At 74.0% G+C, this 20,295-nt stretch carries 13 protein-coding genes; 10 read left to right on the forward strand and 3 right to left on the reverse strand.

What is annotated here, in order from left to right; all coding sequences use genetic code 11:
* The first annotated feature begins 11 nt into the window (after window positions 1–11).
* The 3 genes from ACMXN5_RS23975 (at window position 12) to ACMXN5_RS23985 (ending at window position 3,920) form a co-directional block, all read left to right on the forward strand.
* Window positions 12–2,618, forward strand: a complete 2,607-nt coding sequence (locus ACMXN5_RS23975; protein WP_439676927.1) for a TerD family protein — start codon at window positions 12–14, stop codon at window positions 2,616–2,618.
* A gap of 231 nt (window positions 2,619–2,849) precedes the next feature.
* The gene (locus ACMXN5_RS23980) at window positions 2,850–3,455 is read left to right on the forward strand and encodes a hypothetical protein (RefSeq protein ID WP_439676928.1); all 606 of its coding nucleotides are present in this window, start codon (window positions 2,850–2,852) and stop codon (window positions 3,453–3,455) included.
* A 96-nt stretch (window positions 3,456–3,551) separates the two neighbouring features.
* On the forward strand, window positions 3,552–3,920 hold the full coding sequence (locus ACMXN5_RS23985; RefSeq protein ID WP_395788461.1) for a hypothetical protein: 369 nt from the start codon (window positions 3,552–3,554) through the stop codon (window positions 3,918–3,920).
* Between the two features lie 15 nt (window positions 3,921–3,935).
* Here ACMXN5_RS23985 and ACMXN5_RS23990 read toward each other — a convergent pair whose 3' ends face one another.
* Entirely contained in the window at window positions 3,936–4,598 is a 663-nt protein-coding gene (locus ACMXN5_RS23990) for a hypothetical protein (RefSeq protein WP_439676929.1), read from the reverse strand.
* 244 nt (window positions 4,599–4,842) lie between these two features.
* On the reverse strand, window positions 4,843–7,107 hold the full coding sequence (locus ACMXN5_RS23995) for a RecQ family ATP-dependent DNA helicase (RefSeq protein ID WP_439676930.1): 2,265 nt from the start codon (window positions 7,105–7,107) through the stop codon (window positions 4,843–4,845).
* A gap of 2,377 nt (window positions 7,108–9,484) precedes the next feature.
* On the opposite strand from ACMXN5_RS23995, the gene ACMXN5_RS24000 reads away from it, so the two are divergent.
* The 3 genes from ACMXN5_RS24000 (at window position 9,485) to ACMXN5_RS24010 (ending at window position 14,240) form a co-directional block, all read left to right on the forward strand.
* A complete protein-coding gene (locus tag ACMXN5_RS24000) occupies window positions 9,485–10,729 on the forward strand; it encodes a DUF4192 domain-containing protein (RefSeq protein WP_439676931.1) in 1,245 nt (414 codons plus the stop codon).
* A gap of 135 nt (window positions 10,730–10,864) precedes the next feature.
* Window positions 10,865–12,808 (forward strand): glycogen debranching N-terminal domain-containing protein, encoded by a 1,944-nt coding sequence (locus tag ACMXN5_RS24005; protein WP_439676932.1) that lies wholly within the window; start codon window positions 10,865–10,867, stop codon window positions 12,806–12,808.
* A gap of 724 nt (window positions 12,809–13,532) precedes the next feature.
* Window positions 13,533–14,240, forward strand: coding sequence for an NUDIX hydrolase (locus ACMXN5_RS24010; RefSeq protein WP_078974980.1), 708 nt, complete (start codon window positions 13,533–13,535; stop codon window positions 14,238–14,240).
* Between the two features lie 123 nt (window positions 14,241–14,363).
* Here the strand turns inward: ACMXN5_RS24010 and ACMXN5_RS24015 are convergent, their stop codons facing one another.
* Window positions 14,364–14,816, reverse strand: a complete 453-nt coding sequence (locus ACMXN5_RS24015) for a hypothetical protein (RefSeq protein WP_439676933.1) — start codon at window positions 14,814–14,816, stop codon at window positions 14,364–14,366.
* Window positions 14,817–15,010: 194 nt separating this feature from the next.
* Between ACMXN5_RS24015 and ACMXN5_RS24020 the strand changes: the two genes are divergently transcribed.
* The 4 genes from ACMXN5_RS24020 to ACMXN5_RS24035 all read left to right on the forward strand — a co-directional run bounded on the left by ACMXN5_RS24020 (window position 15,011) and on the right by ACMXN5_RS24035 (window position 20,291).
* Complete coding sequence (locus ACMXN5_RS24020) at window positions 15,011–16,537, forward strand: ABC transporter ATP-binding protein (RefSeq protein ID WP_439676934.1); 1,527 nt, start codon at window positions 15,011–15,013, stop codon at window positions 16,535–16,537.
* Window positions 16,534–17,298, forward strand: coding sequence for a hypothetical protein (locus ACMXN5_RS24025; RefSeq protein ID WP_439676935.1), 765 nt, complete (start codon window positions 16,534–16,536; stop codon window positions 17,296–17,298). The genes ACMXN5_RS24020 and ACMXN5_RS24025 overlap by 4 nt, the downstream gene beginning before the upstream one ends.
* Window positions 17,299–17,482: 184 nt before the next feature.
* Window positions 17,483–18,337 carry a FadR/GntR family transcriptional regulator gene (locus tag ACMXN5_RS24030; protein ID WP_439676936.1) on the forward strand — a complete coding sequence of 285 codons (855 nt, stop codon included), beginning with the start codon at window positions 17,483–17,485 and terminating at the stop codon, window positions 18,335–18,337.
* Window positions 18,338–18,635: 298 nt separating this feature from the next.
* A complete protein-coding gene (locus ACMXN5_RS24035; protein ID WP_439676937.1) occupies window positions 18,636–20,291 on the forward strand; it encodes a SpoIIE family protein phosphatase in 1,656 nt (551 codons plus the stop codon).
* Window positions 20,292–20,295 lie beyond the last annotated feature (4 nt).

Consider the following 20,295-nt stretch of genomic DNA (forward strand, 5'->3'; position numbering starts at 1 on the left):
ATCATTGGGGGGTGACTGTGCGCATCGGTGATCGCCTCGCATGCCCCGGCTACTCGGTGGTGGCCGTGGAGACGACGGGTTTGTCCCCACATCGACATCGCATCATCGAGATCGCGGTCGCGCAATGCGATCTCGACGGACGCGTGACCGAGTTCTTCACAACCCTGCTCGATCCGCAGGGTCCCGCCGGCGACTTCCAGGCCCACGGGCTGTTCGACGACGACGTGGTCAACGCCCCGACCTTCGCCGAGGTCGCGCCGTGGCTGGCCAACCTGTTCCGGCAGCGGGTCGTGGTCGCGCACAACGCGCGCTTCGACATCGGCTTCGTCGAGCGCGAGTTCCAGCGCCGGGGCCGACCGACCGTGCCGCCGCTGACCACCGTATGCACGATGCGCGAGGCGCCGCACCACCTGCCGGAGGCGCCCAGGTTCACCCTGCTCGCCTGCTGCGAGGCGGCCGGGGTGCCGGTGGACGGCGGACACGGCGCGGCGGCCAAGGCGATGGGTACGGCGCGCCTGTTGGAGCACTACCTGAGTCGCGGCGCGGGCGAGGCCCGGCACTGGCAGCAGGCCCGGACCGTGGCCGCCTCGCTCAACTGGCCGCGGCGCAGCGCCGATCCGCCGCGCGTGTTCACCCGCGACGACGCGCACACGGCCCGGCGCGCTCGCGAGGAGGCCGAGCAGGTGCGCCGCCGGGACGCGGTGTCGTACCTGGAGAAGGCCCGCGCGTACGGGCCGCCGACCGGCGTGGGGGAGGGGCCCGACAGCTACCTGGCGGTGCTCGACGCGGCCCTGGAGGACCGGGTGATCACCCCGCAGGAGGCGATCGACCTCGCCGAACTCGCGGTCTCCCTGGGCATCTCCGAGGAGCAGCGCAAGGACCTGGACCGGTTGTACGTGACCGCGCTGGCCGCGTCGATGGTCGCCGCCGGGCCGATCGACCGGGAGGAACGGGCCGATCTGACCCGGGTCGCGGCGCAGTTGGGCATTCCGCGCACCGCGCTCGACGAGATCGTCGGGATGGCCCGCTCGACCGTCGAGGAGGGTCGTGGCGGGCCGCGCATCCTGGCCCGGGGGCGACCGCTGGAGTCGGGTCTGCACGTGCTGTTCCACGGCTATCTGGCGGTCACCCGGGGCGAGTTGGAGCGTCGCATGGCCCGGGCGGACCTGTCCGTGGCGTCGGGCATCCACGACCGGGTGGACGTGCTTGTGGTCGCCGATCCGGACGAGTCCGCGGACCGCACCTACTGGGCCCGGCAGCGCGGCATCCGCGTGCTGATCGAGCCGGTGTTCCTGGCCCTGCTCGCCGACCTGGAGCGCGGGCGCAGCAGCGCGGCCGACGCGGCGTCCCAGGTGGCCGCCGCGTCGTTGGCGCTGGCCGTGCCGGGGATGCCGCGCACCACCAGCGGCTTCCTGCTGCCCCGGCCGAGCGCGTCGGTGGCGGCCGACGCCGGGTCGTTCACGCCAGGACCGTACCGACCCTACGACACCCCGGTGGACGGTTCGGACGTGCTGCCCGCGGTGGCGGAGCCGACCGAGGCATTCGAGGCGACGGAGGCGTTCGGGCCGGACGCGCCGACGGAGGCGTTCGACGTCACCGAGGCACAGTCCGCGTCGGGCACGCCGATGTCCGGGGCGGGGTCCGCCACCACGCCGGCGCCGGTGCCGGGTGCCGGGGCGACGCTGCCGAGCATTCCGCCGCCGCCGACCGCGGCCGATCTGCCGGTCGCGGCCGGGTCGTCGGCCGCCGAGGTGTTGGAGGCGACCGTCCCGGACGTGTTGCCGCCGCCGCCCGAGGTGCCGTCGGTGCCGGACGCGGGTCCGCGTACGCCGCCGCCCGTACCGGGACCGCAGACGCCGCCGCAGGTGCCGCCGGGCGCGGGGGGGCGCACGACGCCGCGGCCGACGGTGCCGGTGCCGCCTCCCGTGCCGGGGCCGTCCGGGCCGGTCCAGCCGGTGCCGCCGAAGCCGGAACACCCGGCGTCGGGCGAGGTGTCGGCGGAGTCGGCGGCCGAGGGTCCGGTGCCGACCGTGCCGCCGCGGCCGGCGATCGCGCCGCCGCGCGGGCTGACGCGGGGGCAGGCGGTCACGATCGAGGATCTGGGCCCGTTCGCGGGCACGGTGCGGATCGAGGCCGCGTGGTGGGCGCCGGCGCAGGTGGACGGCGACACCGTGGCCCTCGTCCTCGACGACGATCGGCGGGTGGCCGACGACGGCGACCTGGTGTTCTTCAACCAGCCGGTACACGCCAGCGGCGCGGTGCGGTTGGCCGGCAAACTCCAGACCGGGACCACCAACGACGTGGAACCGGGCTCGGATTCGGTCGAGATCGACGTCACCACGCTGCCCCCCGGCCGCAGTCGGGTCGTCGTCGCGCTCGCGTTGGACGCGACGAGTGGCACCACCTTCGCCCAGGTGCCGGTGACCGTCGGTATCGTCGACCCCGTGACCTGCCGTCGACTCGCCGAATTCCGGTTGAGCGGAGGCGACGAGACCGTCATGATCCTGGCCGAGGTCTATCGGCGCGGCGACTCCTGGCGCCTGCGGGCGGTCGGTCAGGGCTACGCGGAGGGGCTGGCAGCTTTGGTGATCGAGCACGGGGTGGTGGTGGACGATTGATCCGGCCGAGCTGACGGGGCATCGTAGTATGCGCCGTCGTACGCCCGGGCCACACCCCAGGAGCACCCTGGGTGGGCACGCCCCGCGCGGCTTTGATAGGACTGCCACCATGCCGCGCGTGTTCTCCGGGGAACGGGACTCCACCGATCCCTCCCCGCGTCTCCTCACCGCCGGGCATCCCGGTACCGCCACGAACGAACCGAGCCTTCCCCAGACATGACTGTGAATCCGGTGACTGCCGAAAACACCGCGGACACGACGTCCGCAGCAGAGACCCCGTCCGTGCCGCGTCCCTCCGGCGCGGTGCCCAAGCCCGGACCGCGCCCGAAGCCGAGCCCGCCCAAGCCCGCCGTGCCGCGGCAGGCGAGCGCGGGGGCCAAGCCCGGTCCGGCCAAGCCCGGTCCCCCGAAGCCGGGTGCGACCAAGCCCGGCCCCGACCCGTCCGCCTCGCCGACGCCGCGCGTGACGCTGATCCCCGCCGGCGCCGACGACGTCTTCGACGTCGCCGACGACGCGGTCGACGCGCTCCTGGAGGCCGGCACGGAGCCCGGCGCGATCCTGGTGCTGACCACGGGTGGGCCGCACCCGTGGCAGCAGCACGAGGAGACGTTCGGCGCCGCGCAGTACTGGCGCCAGTACGACGAGGGCAAGGACGTGTTCTACGCGTCGCTGCCGGCCTCGCGTCCGCTGCGGCGGGCCGCGGTCGTCGTCGTGGTCAACGGTTTCGCCGAGGGCGCCGACGCGGGTCGGATCCTGACCTCGGCGCTCACGGCCGGGGCGTCGGTCACGGTCTGCGGCGACGTGGAGCAGGTGCGCGCGCTCACCGGCGTTGCGTAACACGTCGTAGCACGTAGGGGGCCCGGCCGTATCCGGTCCGACCGAACTCGGGCCCCCTGCCCCGCGGATCGCCAAGGTCGGCTACGGTTCGTTGCCATGTCGGAATCGCCGTCGATCGCGCAGCTCCTTGACCGGTTCCTCAGCGACCAGGAGGACCGGCTGAAAATCCAGCAGTACCGGGCCTGTAGCACCGTCATCGACATGTTGTCGGGCTATCTCAACCGGTACGCCTACACGACCTTGATCGGGGAAGAACGCCAGGAATGGGACCGCGCCTTCTCGGCCGGTGACGACCGGGCGTTCTGCAACGTGTTCGGGGTACGCAAGTTGATCTCCGGGATCAAGCCGTTCCACGCGCAACATCTGCGAGTGCGGCTGCAGAGTCCGGAGCTCGTTCAGGACCACGCGTTGACGGTCACGACCGATCTGGTCGACTGGCTCGCCGAACGTGGTCTCACCGCCTGATCACACACGTGTCCATCAGGACGCGGAGGGTCGTACCAGGGGAGTGGGCCCCGTCTCCGGCAGGTAGCGCACCTGCGGCAGTTCCGTCGCGGGGCGGGCCGGGGCGATGCCCGCTGCCCTGATCGGCGTTTTGGCGCCGGGACCGCCGTCGCGGCCCGGGGGCAGCGCGGGGGTACGTCCGCAACGCCCGTCGGCGACCAGTTGCCAGCCGTCCTCCGCGACGATCGCGAAGGCGCCGCAGCGCAGACCGTGCAGGACACACGCGTCGTGCAGCCCCCACATCCAGCGGCCGTCGTCCGCCACCCAGCCGCGCCCGCCCTCACGATGCACCGCCAACACCGTGGTGTGCGTGGGGGTGCCCCGGCGCAGGTCGTCGGGGACGATCAGGCGCAGGTTGGCCAGGATCAGGTTGCGGCAGCGCCAGCCGTCGGTGCGGCCCTCGCCGAAGCCGAAGGACGCGCTGGCGACCGGCCGTTCGGATCGATCCAGAACCGCGACCACCGCCGTGCGGGCCACCGGCCGATGCAGATCGTCGAGCCGTTTGAGCAGTGCTCGCGGATCGCGCAGCAGGGGAATCCGGCGCGCGCGCCAGGACTCCGGGTCCAACCAGCGGGAGGGACTGGCCGGGGGCGTGCCGGTGTGGGCCGGCGCCGGGGACGCGGTTGCGGCGATGTGCACGGTCCTCCTTCCGTCCATGGCGGACAGCGGCGCACGCTCCGACTACGGGCGGCTCGCGGCGGAGCGGCGCCGACGGGGCCCGCACGGGAAAGTGAAGAGAACGCCTTGTCGATTCTTGCGTGACGTCGACGAACTCGGCAACACGTACCGGTGATCATTCGCTACGTCCGTGTGACGGCGCGGCGACCGGGCGGGGCGGGGTGGGCGACCGGCCGGCGTGGGGCGGGCGGCCGTCCCGGGCGGGTCACCCCTCCACCATGAGCACCAGGGGCAACACCTGGACGGCGCCGGCGCGACGCAGCAGGCGGGCCGCCACGGCGAGCGTCCACCCCGTGTCGGTGCGGTCGTCGACCAGCAGGACCGGGGCGCCGAGGGCGGCCACCCGCTCGGCGACGTCGGGCGGCAGCACGAACGCGTCGGCGACGGTGCGCAGCCGCTGGGCGCTGTTGCTGCGCGGGGCGGGGCCGCCGGCGCCCGGCGCGTATTCCACCCGGCCCAGCCAGGGCAGCCGGCCGACCTCGGCCAACCGCTCGCCCAGGCTGTCGATCAACGTGCCGCGCGTGTGCGAGGCGATGGTGACCACGCCGCCGGGTCGCCGCTGCCAGCCCCATCCGGCCAGGACCTCGACGACGGCGGCGAACACGGCGTCGGGGACGGGTCCGTCGGGCGCGCCGGGGGCCAGGATCGGCCGCAGCCGGTTGCCCCAGCCGATGTCGGAGGAGCGGCCCAGAGCCCGACCCGCGGCGGCCTGCTCGCCGTCGGGGATGCGGCCCTTGAACGCGACCCCGGTGACCGCCATGCCGGTGGGCCACATCCGCCGCGCCTCCACCTCCACGCCCGGCCGGCCCAGCGCGGCACGGGCCGCGTCGCGCGAGGCGGGATCCACCCGCGTGTCGTGGCGCGGCCCGGCGCACGTGTCGCAGCGCCCGCACGGGGCGGCGCCCGGGTCGTCCAGACAGCGGCGCAGGAACTCCATCCGGCAGGTGCCGTCGGCCTGGTAGTCGCGCATGGACTGCTGTTCGTGCTCGCGCGCTGCGGCCACGCGCGCGTAGCGCTCGGCGTCGTAGGCCCAGGGCCGACCGGTGGTGATCCAGCCGCCGCGCACCCGCTTGACCGCGCCGTCGACGTCGAGCACCTTGAGCATCAGCTCCAGGCGGTTGCGGCGCAGCTCCACGAGGGGTTCGAGGGCCTGGGTGGACAGCGGGCGCCCGGCTTCCTCCAGCGCGGCCAGGGTGCGCTCGACCTGCTCGCGGGCGGGGAAACCCAGCGAGCCGAAGTAGCGCCAGATCGCCTCGTCCTCGCGGCCGGGCAGCAGCAGTACGTCTGCCCGCTCCACCGCGCGCCCGGCCCGGCCGATCTGCTGGTAGTAGGCGATCGGCGACTGCGGGGCGCCCAGGTGTACGACGAAGCCGAGGTCGCCCTTGTCGAAGCCCATGCCCAGGGCCGAGGTGGCCACCAGCGCCTTGACCCGGTTGGCCAGCAGGTCGGCCTCGGCGACCCGCCGCTCGGCGTCCTCGGTGCGGCCCGAGTAGGAGGCGACCGCGTGGCCGCGCGAGCGCAGGAACGCGGTGACCTCCTCGGCGGCCGCGACGGTCAGCGTGTAGACGATCCCCGAGCCCGGCAGCTCGGGCAGGTGCGTGTCGAGCCAGGCCAGCCGCTCGACCGGATCGGGCAGCCGCAACACGCCCAGCGACAGGCTCTCCCGATCGAGCGCGCCGCGCAGGACCAACGCGTCGCCGGTCGGGTCCAGTTGCTCGGCCACGTCGGTGCTCACCCGGGCATTGGCGGTGGCGGTGGTGGCCAGGACCGGAACGCCCGCCGGCAACTCCTCCAGGAGGGTGCGCAGGCGACGGTAGTCGGGCCGGAAGTCGTGCCCCCAGTCGGAGACGCAGTGCGCCTCGTCCACCACGAGCAGCCCGGTGGTGGCGGCCAACTTCGGCAACACGGTGTCCCGAAAGTCTGGATTGTTGAGCCGCTCCGGGCTGACCAGAAGCACATCCACCGTGCCGTCGGCGACCTCCGCCTGTACCGCGTCCCAATCGTCGACGTTGGCCGAGTTGATGGTGCGGGCCCGGATCCCGGCACGAGCGGCGGCATCGACCTGATTGCGCATCAACGCCAACAACGGCGAAACGATCACGGTGGGCCCCGCCCCACGAGCACGCAGCAGCGCAGTGGCCACGAAGTACACCGCCGACTTGCCCCACCCGGTGCGCTGCACCACCAGAACCCGCCGATGCCGCGCGACCAGGGCCTCCACGGCCCGCCACTGATCCTCCCGCAGCCGAGCCGCACCCCCTACGAGCTCCCGCAACACGGCATCGGCACGTTCCCGCAACCCGTCCTCTGGGGCGGAGCCGGGGTCGGGCCGGGAGGGATCGGTGGCGCTTGGTTCGGTGGCGCCCGGTGCGGTGGCGCCTGGCTCGGTTTCGCCTGGTTCGGGGGCGCCCGGCTCGGTATCGCTGCGGCCGGTATCGCTCGGGCCGGTGCCGGCGTCGTCCTGTTTCATGCCCCCTTTGTAACCCCCCACCCCGACGGAGAGGAGAGCCGGTGCACGCTTTTGTGCAGAAACGCGTCGCCTACCCACCGATCACCCTCGCCCACAACCACCCCCGCCCGACCCCAGAACGCCCCGGCCCGCCTGCGTCACCCGGCTCGGCTGCACGTCCGCCCCACCGCGCGACGGCGACGGCCCACGCGGGCTTGCCGCGCGATGTTGGCGCGCCTGTTTGCTTGGGGGTGGGGGCGGGGTCTCTGGTGGGGGTTGGGTTTGCGGGGACCTTCCCGAGTGGGTCGGGCGTTTTCGGCGGGCGTTGCGCCTTGGGTTGCGGGTGGCCGGTGCGGGGCTCCGAGACGGGTGCTTTGGTCGACGGAAAAGCGGCTGGCAGCCGGGAGCGTGGGTCGGGCTCCCCGGCGGCCTTCCTGAGTGGGTCGGGTGTTTCCGGCGGGCGTTGCGCTTGTGGTTGCGGGTGGCTGGTGCGGGGCTGGTCTGAGCCGGTGGTGGGCCGCCGCCGGCGTGCGGGGCTCCGAGACGGAGGGTTCCCGACGAGACCGGTGTGTTGCTTGGCGAAAACCGGCCGGCAGCGGCGGGCAGGAGGGCGGCCGGGTCGAGCCCGCCGGGGAGCCTTCCCGAGTGGGTCGGGCGCTTTCGGCGGGCGTTGCGCTTGTGGTTGCGGGTGGCTGGTGCGGGGCTGGTCTGAGTCGATGGTGGGCCGCCGCCGGCGTGCGGGGCTCCGAGATGAAGGGTTCCCGACGAAGCGGGTGTGTTGCTCACCGGAAACCGGCCGGCAGCGAGGGGGCGGGTGGGTGGTCGGGTCGGGTTCCCGGGTGGCCTTCCCGAGTGGGTCGGGTGTTTCCGGCGGGCGTGTTGCTCACTGAAATCCGGCCGGCAGGGGGGAGTGGGTGGGTGTTCGGGTTGAGTCTGCCGAGGAGCCTTCCGGGGTGGGTTGGGGTTCGGAACCGGATCTCGGTGGGTGGTTGTGGGTTTCGGGTTTCTGTGACCTGCGGTTTTGCGGGGGCGGGGTGGAGAGTCGGGTGTCGAGTGCCGGGTTTCGTGTGCTCCGGCCTCTTCGGCGCGAGTATGGAGACCGAAACTGCCTGGTCGGAGGCAGCTGCGGGCGCTGCGACCTCGCGGAGGTCGTCGAGGGGACCGAAAGTGCCCAGTGAGGGCCGAAACCGGATCCCGAGACCCTTCAAACCCTCCCCTCTCCGCGCTGACCTGCGGATTTCTCTCACGCCGAGGTCACGGCACCCCACACCGTCCGGTTTCGTGAACCTCGCCACCCACACGCCGACAACACCCGGCCCACTCGGGAGGGCTCCTCGGAGGACTCGACCCGAGCGCCCTCCTGCCCGCCGCTGCCGGCCGGTTTTCGGTGAGCAACGCGATCGTCTCGTGGGGAGCTTCGGGTCTCGGAGCCCCGCACGCCGGCGGCGGCCCACGATCGACTCGGACCGGCCCCGGACCGGCCCACGCGACCAAAGGCGCAACACCCGCTGAAAACACCCGACTCAGTCGGGAACGCCAGCGGTGGGCTCGACCCGAGCGCCCTCCCGCTCCCTCGCTGCCGGCCGGTTTTCGCCGAGCACTGCGCCAGGCTCGTCGGGAGGCCCGGGTCTTGGAGCCCCGCACGCCGGCGGCGGCGCATCGCCGACTCCGGCCGGCCCCAGACCGGCCACCCGCAACTCAAAGCGCAACGCTCGCCGGGAACACCCGGCCCACTCGGGAAGGCTCCCCGGCGGGCTCGACCCGGCCGCCCTCCTGCCCGCCGCTGCCGGCCGGGTTTCGGTGAGCAACACACCGGTCTCGTCGGGAGCCCTCCGTCTCGGAGCCCCGTACGCCGGCGGCGGCGCATCGCCGACTCTGGCCGGCCCCAGACCGGCCACCCGCAACCCAAAGCGCAACGCTCGCCGGGAACACCCGGCCCACTCGGGAAGGCTCCCCGGCGGGCTCGACCCGAGCGCCCTCCTGCCCGCCGCTGCCGGCCGGGTTTCGGTGAGCAACACACCCGTCTCGTCGGGAGCCCTCCGTCTCGGAGCCCCGTACGCCGGCGGCGGCCCGTCGCCGACTCTGGCCGGCCCCGGACCGGTCACCCGCAACCACAAGCGCAGCGTGCGCCGGGGGCGCCCGGCTCACTCGGGGAGGCTCCCCTGCGGACTCGGCCCGAGTCTGCCCGCTCACCCCGTGGTTTCGGGCGTGCTGGTCCGCTGCGGGTCGGTTGGTGGCTTCGGTTGGGTTCGCTGCAGCCGTTGAAGGCTTGCGTGGGCCTTGGCCGTGGGGATGCTGTGGTTCGGTGGTGTCGAATCGGCGGTCCACAAGGGGCGAGTTGCGCACAGCCCGGTTGGACAAGTCCGGTCGGGGGTGGGGGCGAGCGCACGCTCGATGCATGAACGACACCGATGGGTTCGACCGTACGCCCTATGTGGCCATGTCCCCGCAGTCCGTCCTGCGGGTTCGTTCGCCCGCCGATCTGGTGGAGGCCGTGCCGTATTTGATCGGTGTGCGGCCCACCGACAGTGTGGTGCTGCTCGGGATCCTGCCGGGGGATCGGAGCCGGGTGGGGCCGGTTCTGCGGCACGACCTTCCGGCGCCGGCCGACTTCGCGAACGCCGCCCGGCACTTCGCGCGCCTACTGGTGCGGACCGGCGCGCGCGGGGTGGCGGTGGCGATATACGCGGACGGGGAGCGCAGCCCGGTGAGCGGGGCCGAGGAGGCTGCCGGGACGTCGCGTGCGACCGACACCGCCGGTGGATCCGACGGGGCGGGTGCGTCGCGTGTAGCCGATACCGCCGGTGGATTGGGCGCTTCGGATGCGTCGGGAGGACGCGCGGAGGCGTTGCCTGGTTCGTCCTCCGCCTCCCTCGGCGGGCTGCCCGTGGCTGTTGGTCGGTTGCGGCCGCTGTATGTGGCGATTGTGCGGGAGTGTGCGGCTCTGGGGATCGAGGTTCGGGAAGCGGTGTGTGTTGCCGCCGGGCGGTGGTGGTCCTATGGGTGTTCCGATGCGCGGTGTTGCCCGATGGAAGGCACGCCGCTGCGTACCGAACGTAATTCGACCGTGGCCGCCACCGCGGTTTGGGCCGGGTTGCCGGAGCCGGCCTCGTTGGCCGAGTTGGTGCGGCTGTTTCGGCCGCCGGAGTATGCGATGCGTGAGCGGATGCTGCGTGCGTATACCGACGTGCGGGGTGATCCCGCGGGCTTCGAGCCGGGGCGCACCTTGATGGCGTTGGCGAGTCACCGTGTTCGGTTTCGGGCCGGTGATACCGAGATCGAGCCGGAGGAGGCGGCGCGGCTGGTGCTGGGGCTCGGCGACGCGCGGGTGCGGGACGAGGTGATGGCCTGGCACGGGGAGACGCCGGGGGAGGCCGACGACCGCACGCTGCTCGCCCTGTGGACCGTGCTTGCCCGTCGTGCGTTCGCGCCCGCGTCCGCGCCGCCGCTCACCCTCGCCGCGTGGGCGGCCTGGACGGCGCACGACGGGGTGCTGGCCCGGGTCGCGGTGACCGGGGCGTTGCGCGCCGATCCCGGATACACCATGGCGCGGCTGCTGCACTCGGCGATCAACAGTCCGCTGAGCGCCGCCGAGGTGCGGCGGCGGATCTTCCGCGATGCCGTGACCAACCGGGCGCCATGAGCGTTGGGGGGCCGGGGGCCGGTTGTCGAACGCGGGGGTGCGGTGCGGCTCGACGCGTCGCCGCCGTCCGGGTGGACCGGCGCGGACACGGCCCCGCGTGGGACCTGGGAGAAGCGGGAGGCGAGAGCGGTGACGGTGAGCACGATTCCACATCCGGTCGCGCACGACGCGCTCGTCTGCGTGGACGCGCCGGGCATGGTGATCAGTGGTCGTGACGGGCAACTGCGCGGTCAGGGCGTGGAGGGCATGTACCACGACGGGCGACGCACGCTCTCGCGCAACGTGCTGACGCTCGGCGGCATCGAGCCGGAGCCGGTGTCCGGGCACGTGGTCGCCGCGGGGACCGTGCGATACCTGGCGATGCGCCGATTCGCCGCGGACACCACGCCCGACCCCGCCCTGGTGGTCGAGCGCACCCGGTTCGCCGACGGGCGGGAGCGGATCGTGGTGCGCAACACCGGTCGCCGGTCGCTGAGCTTCCCGGTCGAGATGGTGCTGGGCGCCGACCTGATCCCGCTCGACGCGCTGCGCGCCGGATACCGGCCGGCCGAACTGCCCGCCCGGGTCGCGGCGGCGGGCCTGGGCTGGAGTGCGCCGGACGGGATGTCCGTGCGCGCGGTGACCGAGCCCGCGCCGGACACCGCGCTGGCCGCCACCGCGACGCTGCGCTGGGAGGTGGCGCTGGAGCCGGCCCGCTCGTGGGCGGTCGAAATGCGCGTGCTCGCCGAGCCGGTTCCCGGCCGGTCCGGCCCGCGCGCGGTCTCGGGCCGACCGCCGTGGACCGAGCCGCGGGTGCGCTGCGACGACGTACGGGTGGCGGCCTGGGTCGACCAGGGCCTGCGCGATCTGCGGGCGTTGCTCGTGGTCCCCGACCCGAACCTGCCGACCGCGGCGCTGCCCGCCGTCGGCGTGCCCTGGCAACTCGCCCCCACCGGGCGCGACGCGTTGTGGACGGCCCGGATGTTGCTGCCGCTGGGCACCCGCTTCGCGAGCGGCGTGCTGCGGTTGCTCGCGTCGCGCCAGGGGGTGCGGTCGCGACCGGGGGTCGGCGAGGAGGTCGGGCGGATCCCGCACACCCTGGGGCGGGGCGGCGGGCAGGTGCGCTACGACTGCGCGGGCTCGACCGCGCTGTTCGTCACGCTGCTCGGCGAGGCGTGGCGGTGGGGGCTGCCGGCCACCGAGACCGCCGCGCTGCTGCCCGCGCTCGGCCGCGCGCTCGGACATCTGACCCGGACGCTGGGCGAGCGGCCCGGCGACTTCGTCCGACTGGGGCCCGAGGGGCCGGCGCCGTGCGAGCTCCAGGCCCAGACGTACGAGGCCGCGCGGCACGGTGCGGCGCTCCTCGACGCGCACGACCTGCCGGGCGGGGCGGCGTTGCGCGAGCGCGCCGAGCAGTTGGCCGTGGCGTTTCGCCGGGCGTTCCGGGCCGAGGACGCGGCGGGGGAGTACTACGCGGCGGCGCTCGACCCCGGCGGTCGGCCGATCCCAGTGGCCTCGTCGGCGATGGCGCACCTGCCCGGCAGCGGCATCCTGGACGCCGGCGGCAGCGAGGCGGTGGCCCGTCGGCTCACCGCGCCCGACCTGGACTGCGGCTGGGGCCTGCGCGGCGCCTCGGTCCGTACGCCCGGCTATCACCCGCTCGCCGCGCGCGGCGGGGTGGTGCGCACCCACGACACGTGCGTGGCGGTGGCCGGGCTGGCCGAGGCCGGTCATCCCGACGCCGCACAGCGGTTGTTCGCCGGACTGCTCGACGCCGCGCCGTGGTTCCAGTACCGGCTGCCGGAGATGCACGTGGGCGAACAGCGCGTCGAGGGCCACGCACCGGTGGCCCACCCGCTGGCCTGCCGCCCGCACGCTCGCGCCGCGGGCGCGATCCTGCCGGTCCTGGTCGCCTTCGCCGGCATCCGCCCCGACGCCCCCACCGGCCGCGTCACCGTGCGCCCGGGCGGCCCCTTGGACATCGGCGAACTCGAACTCCGCGACCTGCGCATCGCCGGCGACCCCTTCACGGTCCGGGTCAACCGCACCGGCCAACCCATCATCGAAGCGGCCCCCGAATCCCTCCAACTCTCCACATAGCCAACCCCCGCCCGCCGGCAGCCGGCACGACCCGGGCGGCGGCGGGATGTGGCGGTGGCGGGCCCGGCAGAGGGCGGCGCGATGTCGGGCGTGGTGTGGTGTGGCGTGGCGGGTCTCCTGGCGCGTGGGGGGTGTCCGACACCGCGCCGGGCAGCCCCGGGCCGGCCGCTGCCACGACCCTCCGGCCGCCGCACGCGGCGTCACGCCACCATCTCGCCTTGCCCGCCGCGGCTGCGGCCACACGTGCCGCGATCGTGTTCCGCCCCGCCGGATCCCGCACGCCGTCCCCGACCCCGGGCCCTCACCAGGCCGCCGTCCCGCCCCTGCACCGTCGGCCCGTACGGACCGTGAGCCGTGGACTGCCTCATCGAGCCGGCCCCATGCCCGCGCTCCCGTCGTCCGGTGCCGACGGGCGCCGTCCCCGCGCTGTGTTTCCTCACGGCGGGCATCCGCCCGCGTGCCGCTACCCCTTCAGTGACCACCCGCACCGACCCTGTCGGTCCGGGCCGGCCCGTGGTGTGGTCCGTGCAGGTCCCGATCGGCGCCACGCCCCGTTTCGTTCGATGTGCCACCCCGCCCGTCGGTGGGGCAATTGGGCGGCGGAACGTTGCTCCGCTTCGGGGGAGTTCGGATGTTGCTCGAGGGGCCGGCGGGAAGGGTGAGGTTGGGGGTGGTTTTATCGTCAGCCAGACAGCTAGTGGCTTTCGGGCACTAGGATCGCTCCATGCCGCGCTCCGAGACCTCGCTCTTCCCGCCCTTCGGAGTCACCGTGGATCTTGTCGTCCTCACGGTGCGCGAGCACGCTCTGAGTGCCCTGACCATTCGTCGGGGCGAGCCGCCGTTCCAGGGGGCCTGGGCATTGCCCGGGGGGTTCGTGCGCGAGGGGGAGGGGCTGGAGGCCGCCGCGGCGCGGGAGTTGGCCGAGGAGACCGGTCTGGATCGGCTGCCCGTGCACCTCGAACAACTCGCCACCTTCGGCGACCCCGGCCGGGATCCCCGGATGCGCGTGGTCAGCGTCGCCTACCTGGTCCTGGCCCCCGACCTGCCCGCGCCGCGCCCCGGCGGAGACGCGGCGGGTGCGCGCTGGTCCTCGGTCGGCGAACTGCTGGGCGACGGCGGTCGGCTCGCGTTCGACCATGCGCGGATCCTGGAGGACGGTGTCGAGCGGGCCCGGTCCAAGATCGAATACTCCTCGCTGGCCGCCGCGTTCTGCCCCGAGGAGTTCACCGTGGGCGAGCTGCGCCGGGTGTACGAGTCGGTGTGGGGCGTGGCGCTGGACCCGCGCAACTTCCACCGCAAGGTCACCGGCACCCCCGACTTCCTCGTGCCCACCGGCGGCACCACCACGCGCCAGGGCGGCCGCCCCGCCCAACTGTTCCGTCGCGGCTCCGCGGAGAAGCTCAACCCGCCGATGTTGCGCCCCGAAGCCTGACCGCCAACCCTTACCCGATCGCCAACCCCCGCTCGATTACCAACCCCCGCCCCACGGCCAAGCCCTGATGGCGCGGCGCGGCGGACCCCCGGCACACCGACCCGGCCGCACTCCCCGTCGGCGTCAGCCCTGTCCGCCCAGGTCCACTGCCATCGCGTCATACGCGAGCTGGGCGTCACGGCTGCGGTGGCGGACCAGTTGGGCGAGCAGGTCCAGCACCCTCGGCCGCAGCGCCGGCCAGCCGGCCGCGTCCTGCGGGTCGTATGCCAGGCCCGAGAGCAGGTCGTCGAGGAGCAGGCCGAGGCGGGTGTGTTCACCCCGCAGCCGCCACACCGTGGGTTCGAACCTGGGATCCGCGCGGCGCACCTCCTCGTAGAGCCCGTCGGGCCCCTCGGTGGCCGCGACGTGTTCGTACAGATCGGCCCGCAACTCCCGCAGCCCCGCACACAGCACGGCCGTCCGGCGCGGACCCGCGCGGTCGGCGACCAGACCGTCACGAACGATCAACAACGCGTCGTCGAGGTCGCTCCGCCTGCGGCGGACGGCGTCCAGGACGCCCGGATCGGGAAGAGACATACCGACCTCCAGAGACGTGCTCGGCGGTAGTTCGATGGTCCTCCCGCACCCCGCGACCTGTCCAGGTTCGGGGGACTTTTCCCCAGCTCGCCGATACGGGGCCAAATGCCGGGAAAATTATGATTTCGCCGGTATGTTGCCAAAGATCCAAAGATCTCCCACACATGGGATGACCAGGAGCGATGGCGATGGCGATGATCCAGACACGTGCGCTGACCAAGAGATACGGCGGCATCGTGGCCGTCGACGACCTTTCCTTCGACGTGCTGCCGGGCAAGGTGACCGCCCTGCTCGGGCCCAACGGCGCGGGCAAGACGACCACGCTGCGGCTGATGCTCGATCTCGAACGCGGTGGCGGCGAGACGCGGTACGACGGCCGTCGCTATCGCCGAATGCGTCGCCCCGCCACCGTGGTCGGCGCCTGCGTCGGGCCGGGCGCGGCCCACCCCGGCCGGCGCGTGCGGGCGCACCTGCGGATGCTCGCCGCGGCCGGGCGCATCCCGGCACGTCGGGTCGACGAGGTGCTGGACCTGGTCGGCCTGACCCCCGTGGCCGGCGCCAGGGCCCGGGTGCTCTCGGCCGGCGCGCTCGGCCGACTCGCGCTCGCCTCGGCGCTGCTCGGCGATCCGGACACGCTGATCCTGGACGAACCGGCCGCCGGCCTGGACCCGCAGGGGGTGCGGTGGCTGCGCGACTTCCTGCGTGCCTATGCCGCCCAGGGTCGTACCGTCCTGGTCGCGGGGCACATCTTGGCCGAGACCGCGCGGTGCGCCGACCGGGTGCTGGTGATCAGCCGCGGGCGGCTGGTCGCGGACGAGTCGGCCGCCGACTTCCTGCGCCGAGGGGTGCGCACGGGGGTGGCGGTACGGACCCCGCAGGTGGCCCGGCTGTCCGCGCTCTTGCGGGCCGAGGGGGTACACACCACGCGCCCCGGGGGCACCACACTCACCGCGATCGGTGCGGATCGGGCCCGGGTCGGCGAGATCGCCTTCCGCGGCGGCGTACTGCTGCACGAGTTGACCGAACGCGAGCCGGGCGTGGGCGACGCGTTCGCCGATGCGATCACCCGCCGCCGCGAGCGCACGGCCGTCACGGCCGAACCCACCCGCGACGAACACCGGACCGAGCACTACGCCGGGCACCGAACCGAGCACCAGGCCGAGCCCCCCAACGCCCACCCGCCCGAGCCCCCCGCCGACGCGGTGCCCACCGCAACGGGACGCCGCGCCGACCCGACACCCGCGGACCGAGCGACACACCACCCCGCCGACCCGGTACAGACGGACGATTCGGCCTGGACCGACGACCTGGCCTGGACGGACGACCCGGTCCGCGCCGACCACCACCCGGCCGCACCCGCACCCGCACCCGCGCCCGCACCCGCGCCCGTCCCCACCCCCGCATCACCCACCGACCACCGCGTCGATCCCACCCCGACGACGACGGATCACCTCACCGAAGCCCTCGCCGAGTCCACGCTCGCCCCATCCGGCCCCCGCTTCGACACCCCCACCCGCGTCGACCTCCCGAGAACCGCCCTCACCCCCGACCCCCGACGCGCCGAACCGGCCCCGGAGGCCGCGCCCGAGGTACACCCGCTCGACGCGCCCGGGCCGGCCCTCGACGACCCGCCCGCCGCGCGTCCGCCGCGGCGTCGATTCGCCCGCGCCTGGCGCTCCGCCGACCGTGCCCGACAGACCGACGAGGTGAGGAGCGCATGAGCGCGATCCGGTACGAACTCGCGCGAGCCCGAAGCCTGCGCGCCACCTGGTGGGGCGCGTTGGCGCTGATCGCACTCGCCGCCGGGAGCACATGGGTGGCGGTCCGCCAGGCCGGGGCCGCGCCGATCGGCTCCGGCGAGGTGGCCAACCTGCTCACCGCGGGCCCCGGCCACACACCCGTCCTGGTCCCGGCGATCATGCTCGCGATCGCGCTGGCATGTGCGCACGAGCAGCGTCGCGACGCGCTGCCCACGCTCTTCCTCGCCCTGCCGCGACGCGACCGGGTGTTCCTGGCCAAGGTCGTCGGCACCGCGCTCGCCGCCGCGCTGGTCGCGGTCCTGGCGGTGGGCGCCGATCTGGCCACGGCCCGCGCGGTGTTCGGTCCGACCTTCCCGGACCTCGCGGCGATCGACCCTCCGGCGCCGCGGATCCTGGTCGGCTTCGTCGGCTACGTGGTGCTCGCCGCCGTACTCGGCCTGGGCGTCGGGGTGTTGTCCCGCGGCGCGCCGCTGATCGCGGTCGCCGTCGCGGCGCTGCCCGCGGGCGCCGAACGGCTGATCGCGGCGGCCATTCGGGCCGGCGTTCCGCCGGCGCAGCGGGACCTGGTGCGTTACCTTCCGTTCCGCGCCGCCGACCGGATGCTCGTGGTCGGCGAGGGTGGCGGCGCGTGGTCGCCGCTGGTCGACGGCGCGGCTCTGGCCGGACTCACGGGTGTGGTCGCCGTACTGGCGATGGTGACGTTCCGTCGTCGGCGGGCCTGAGGACGGGGCCGCCTCGGAGGGCGGGGCCGCTTCGTGGGGTCGTGCGGGCTTCACACTTTCGGACGATCGACCCGCAAGGTAGATCACCCTTTCGTGTGTTTTTCAGCCGGGAGCGGGTTTGCGGCTCAAGCCCGACCCGTTCGAGGCCGAGATGGAGAGCGTGAGTATCGCTGCCCATCAGACAATGACCCACGCCCCGGCGAGCGGCTCGGCCGACGCGTTCCGCGCCGGCGAGCCGGGCGCCGCCGGCACCGACCCGATGTCCCGCCGGCCGTACGTGTGGGACGGACCCGACCTCGAACCGGCCCGCGCCGTCCGCAAACCCGGCGTCGGCCGGGGGCGGGGCCTGCACGGCCAACTCGTCCAGCAGCTCGGCCAGATGATCGTCGCGGGCGAGGTCGGCGCCGAACGCCCGCTGGTGCCCGAGGAGATCGGCCAGCGTTTCGAGGTCTCCCGGACCGTGGTGCGCGAATCGCTCCGGGTCCTGGAAGCCAAGGGCCTGGTCAGCGCCCGGCCCAACGTCGGCACCCGGGTGCGCCCGGTGAGCGACTGGAACCTGCTCGACCCCGACGTGATCGAGTGGCGCGCGTGCGGCCCCCAGCGTGATTCGCAGCGTCGCGAACTGTTCGAACTGCGCTGGGGGATCGAGCCGCTGGCCGCGCACATGGCCGCGTGTCGCAACCACCCGGAGATCGTCCGTCGGCTCGGCGACGTCGTGGAGATCATGCAGCGGGCGGTGGCCCAGCCCGATCCGCTGACCTTCAGCCGCGCCGACGCCGAGTTCCACGGCCTGCTGCTCCAGGTCGCCGGCAACCGGATGCTCGACCACCTCGCGAGCATCCTGGCCGCCGCCCTCCAGGTGTCCGGCGGCCATGTCGCCGGGTGCGAACACCTGTCGGAGGCGTCGGTCGCGCTGCACGCGCGTCTGGTCGACGCGGTCGCCGCCGGTGACGGGGAAAGCGCCGAGACCGCCATGCGGTCGCTGCTCGCGGTACACCCCGAGGTGGACCGCCAGTTCCCCGCCCCCCGCGAGGGATGACCCGCGCCGCCGCGTCCCGGATACCGCGCATCGCCCCTTCGCCGACCCACCGCCCGGGTCGACGGAGGGGCGCGCGTATGCCTCGGTCGCCGCTCCGATGGATGGCCCGGCCATCCGCCGGCGGACCGACGACCGACCCCGACCCGTCCACATGCGCACGGCAGTTCGCCACGTGGCGCGCGAGACGGGGAGAGTTCGGGGCAATCCTCCCGGTGAGGCGGTTCGCGTGCGTACTCTCGATATCTGACTCGATCCGACTCGCCGGCCCGTAATTGCCAACAGGTGGGGTTGTGAGGCAATGAACGACGACAAGGGCGGAAGCGAGCGGCCCGCGGCCGTCGACGCGGCGTTGCTCGACACCTTGAGCGCCCATGGATCCACCGCATTCGCCTTCTACGACCGGCAGTTGCGCTGTCGCCGGGTCAGCGGCGCGCTCGCCCGGATGCATCGGCGCGCCGCCGCCGATCTGCTCGGCAAGCGTCCCGGCGAGGTTTCCCCGGACGCGCGGGGCCGGCGGATCGAGGCGGTGCTGTCCCGGGTGCTGGCCGACGGCGAACCCCACATCGAGCCGCACGCGACCGGCCCCGACGGCGTCGCGGACGCCCCGGATTTCGCGGACTCCGCCGACCCGGCCCGGCCGGAGCCCGTGGACGGGCGCGAACGGGCCTACGAGGCACAGTGGTTGCCCGTTCCCGACCCTGTCGACCAGGAAGGCCCGGCGATCGGCGTGCTGCTGGTGGTGCGCGATGTCACCGAGCAGCGTCGCTGCGAGGACCTGCTGCGCGCCGGGCAGTGGCGCACCGCCGGCCTCCAGGCGATGACCGCGCGGATCGCCGGCACCCTGAGCGTGCCCGAGGTCGAGGACGCGATCGGCGAACTCGGCGTCGGCATCGCCGCCGTGTGCTCGGAGGCATATCTCCTCGACGAGACCACACCGGTGTACCCCTGGCCCAACGTGCCCGCGCAGCGCACCGTCGGCCGCCGCCGGGGCATGCCCGCACACTGGCCGGCGGACCTGGTGGCGGCGGTCACCGACGGAGTGGCGCGGTACACCTGCGCCGACGGCCCCGGCGCCTCCCGGGCGATCCTGCCGCTGGTCGGCTCCGGCGCGCCGCTGGGCGTGCTGCGCTACACCTTCGACGACGGACGGGCGTTCGGGTCGGACGACCGCATCTTCCTGGAGGCGTTCGCGGGGCAGTGCGCGCTGGCGGTCGAGCGCTCCCGGCTGTACGAGCGCGAACACCGCACCGCGGTCGCCCTGCAGCGCAGCCTGCTGCCGGATCGGTTACCCGCGGTGCCCGGGGTCGAGTTCGGCTTTCGCTACCTGCCGGGCGCGCCCGACTTCGAGGTCGGCGGCGACTGGTACGACGTGTTCCAACTGCCCGACGGGCGGGTGGCGATCGTGGTCGGCGACGTGATCGGCAAGGGGCTGACCGCGGCGGCCGGCATGGGCCGGGTGCGCTCGGCGCTGCGGGCGCTCGCCTTCACCGATCCCGAACCCGCCGCCGTACTCACCGGCCTGGACCGGCTGTTCACCGCCACCGAGGACGACGAGTCGCTGACCACGCTCGTCTACGCGGTGATCGACCCCACCACCGGCCTGCTCGACCTCGCCGACGCGGGGCATCTGCCGGTGGTGGTCGTCTCGGCCGACGGCAAGTCCCGACTGGTCGAGATCGGCGAGGAGTCCACGCCCCTGGGGGTGGCCGAACACCGCACCCAGCACACCGTGCGCCTCGATCCCGGCGACATCCTGATCGGCTTCTCCGACGGGCTCGTGGAGACGCGCGGACGCGGCATCGACGAAGGGCTGGACGACCTCGTCGACATGGCCCGAGGAGCCAACGAGGGCCTGGAGCCGCTGTTGACCGCCATCCTCGACGGACTCATCGGCGACCGGGGCCGCGACGACGACGTGACCATCCTGGGGGTGCGGATCACCGGCGACGATTGAGGCG

Source organism: Embleya australiensis (genome assembly GCF_051903075.1).
Lineage (GTDB): Bacteria > Actinomycetota > Actinomycetes > Streptomycetales > Streptomycetaceae > Embleya.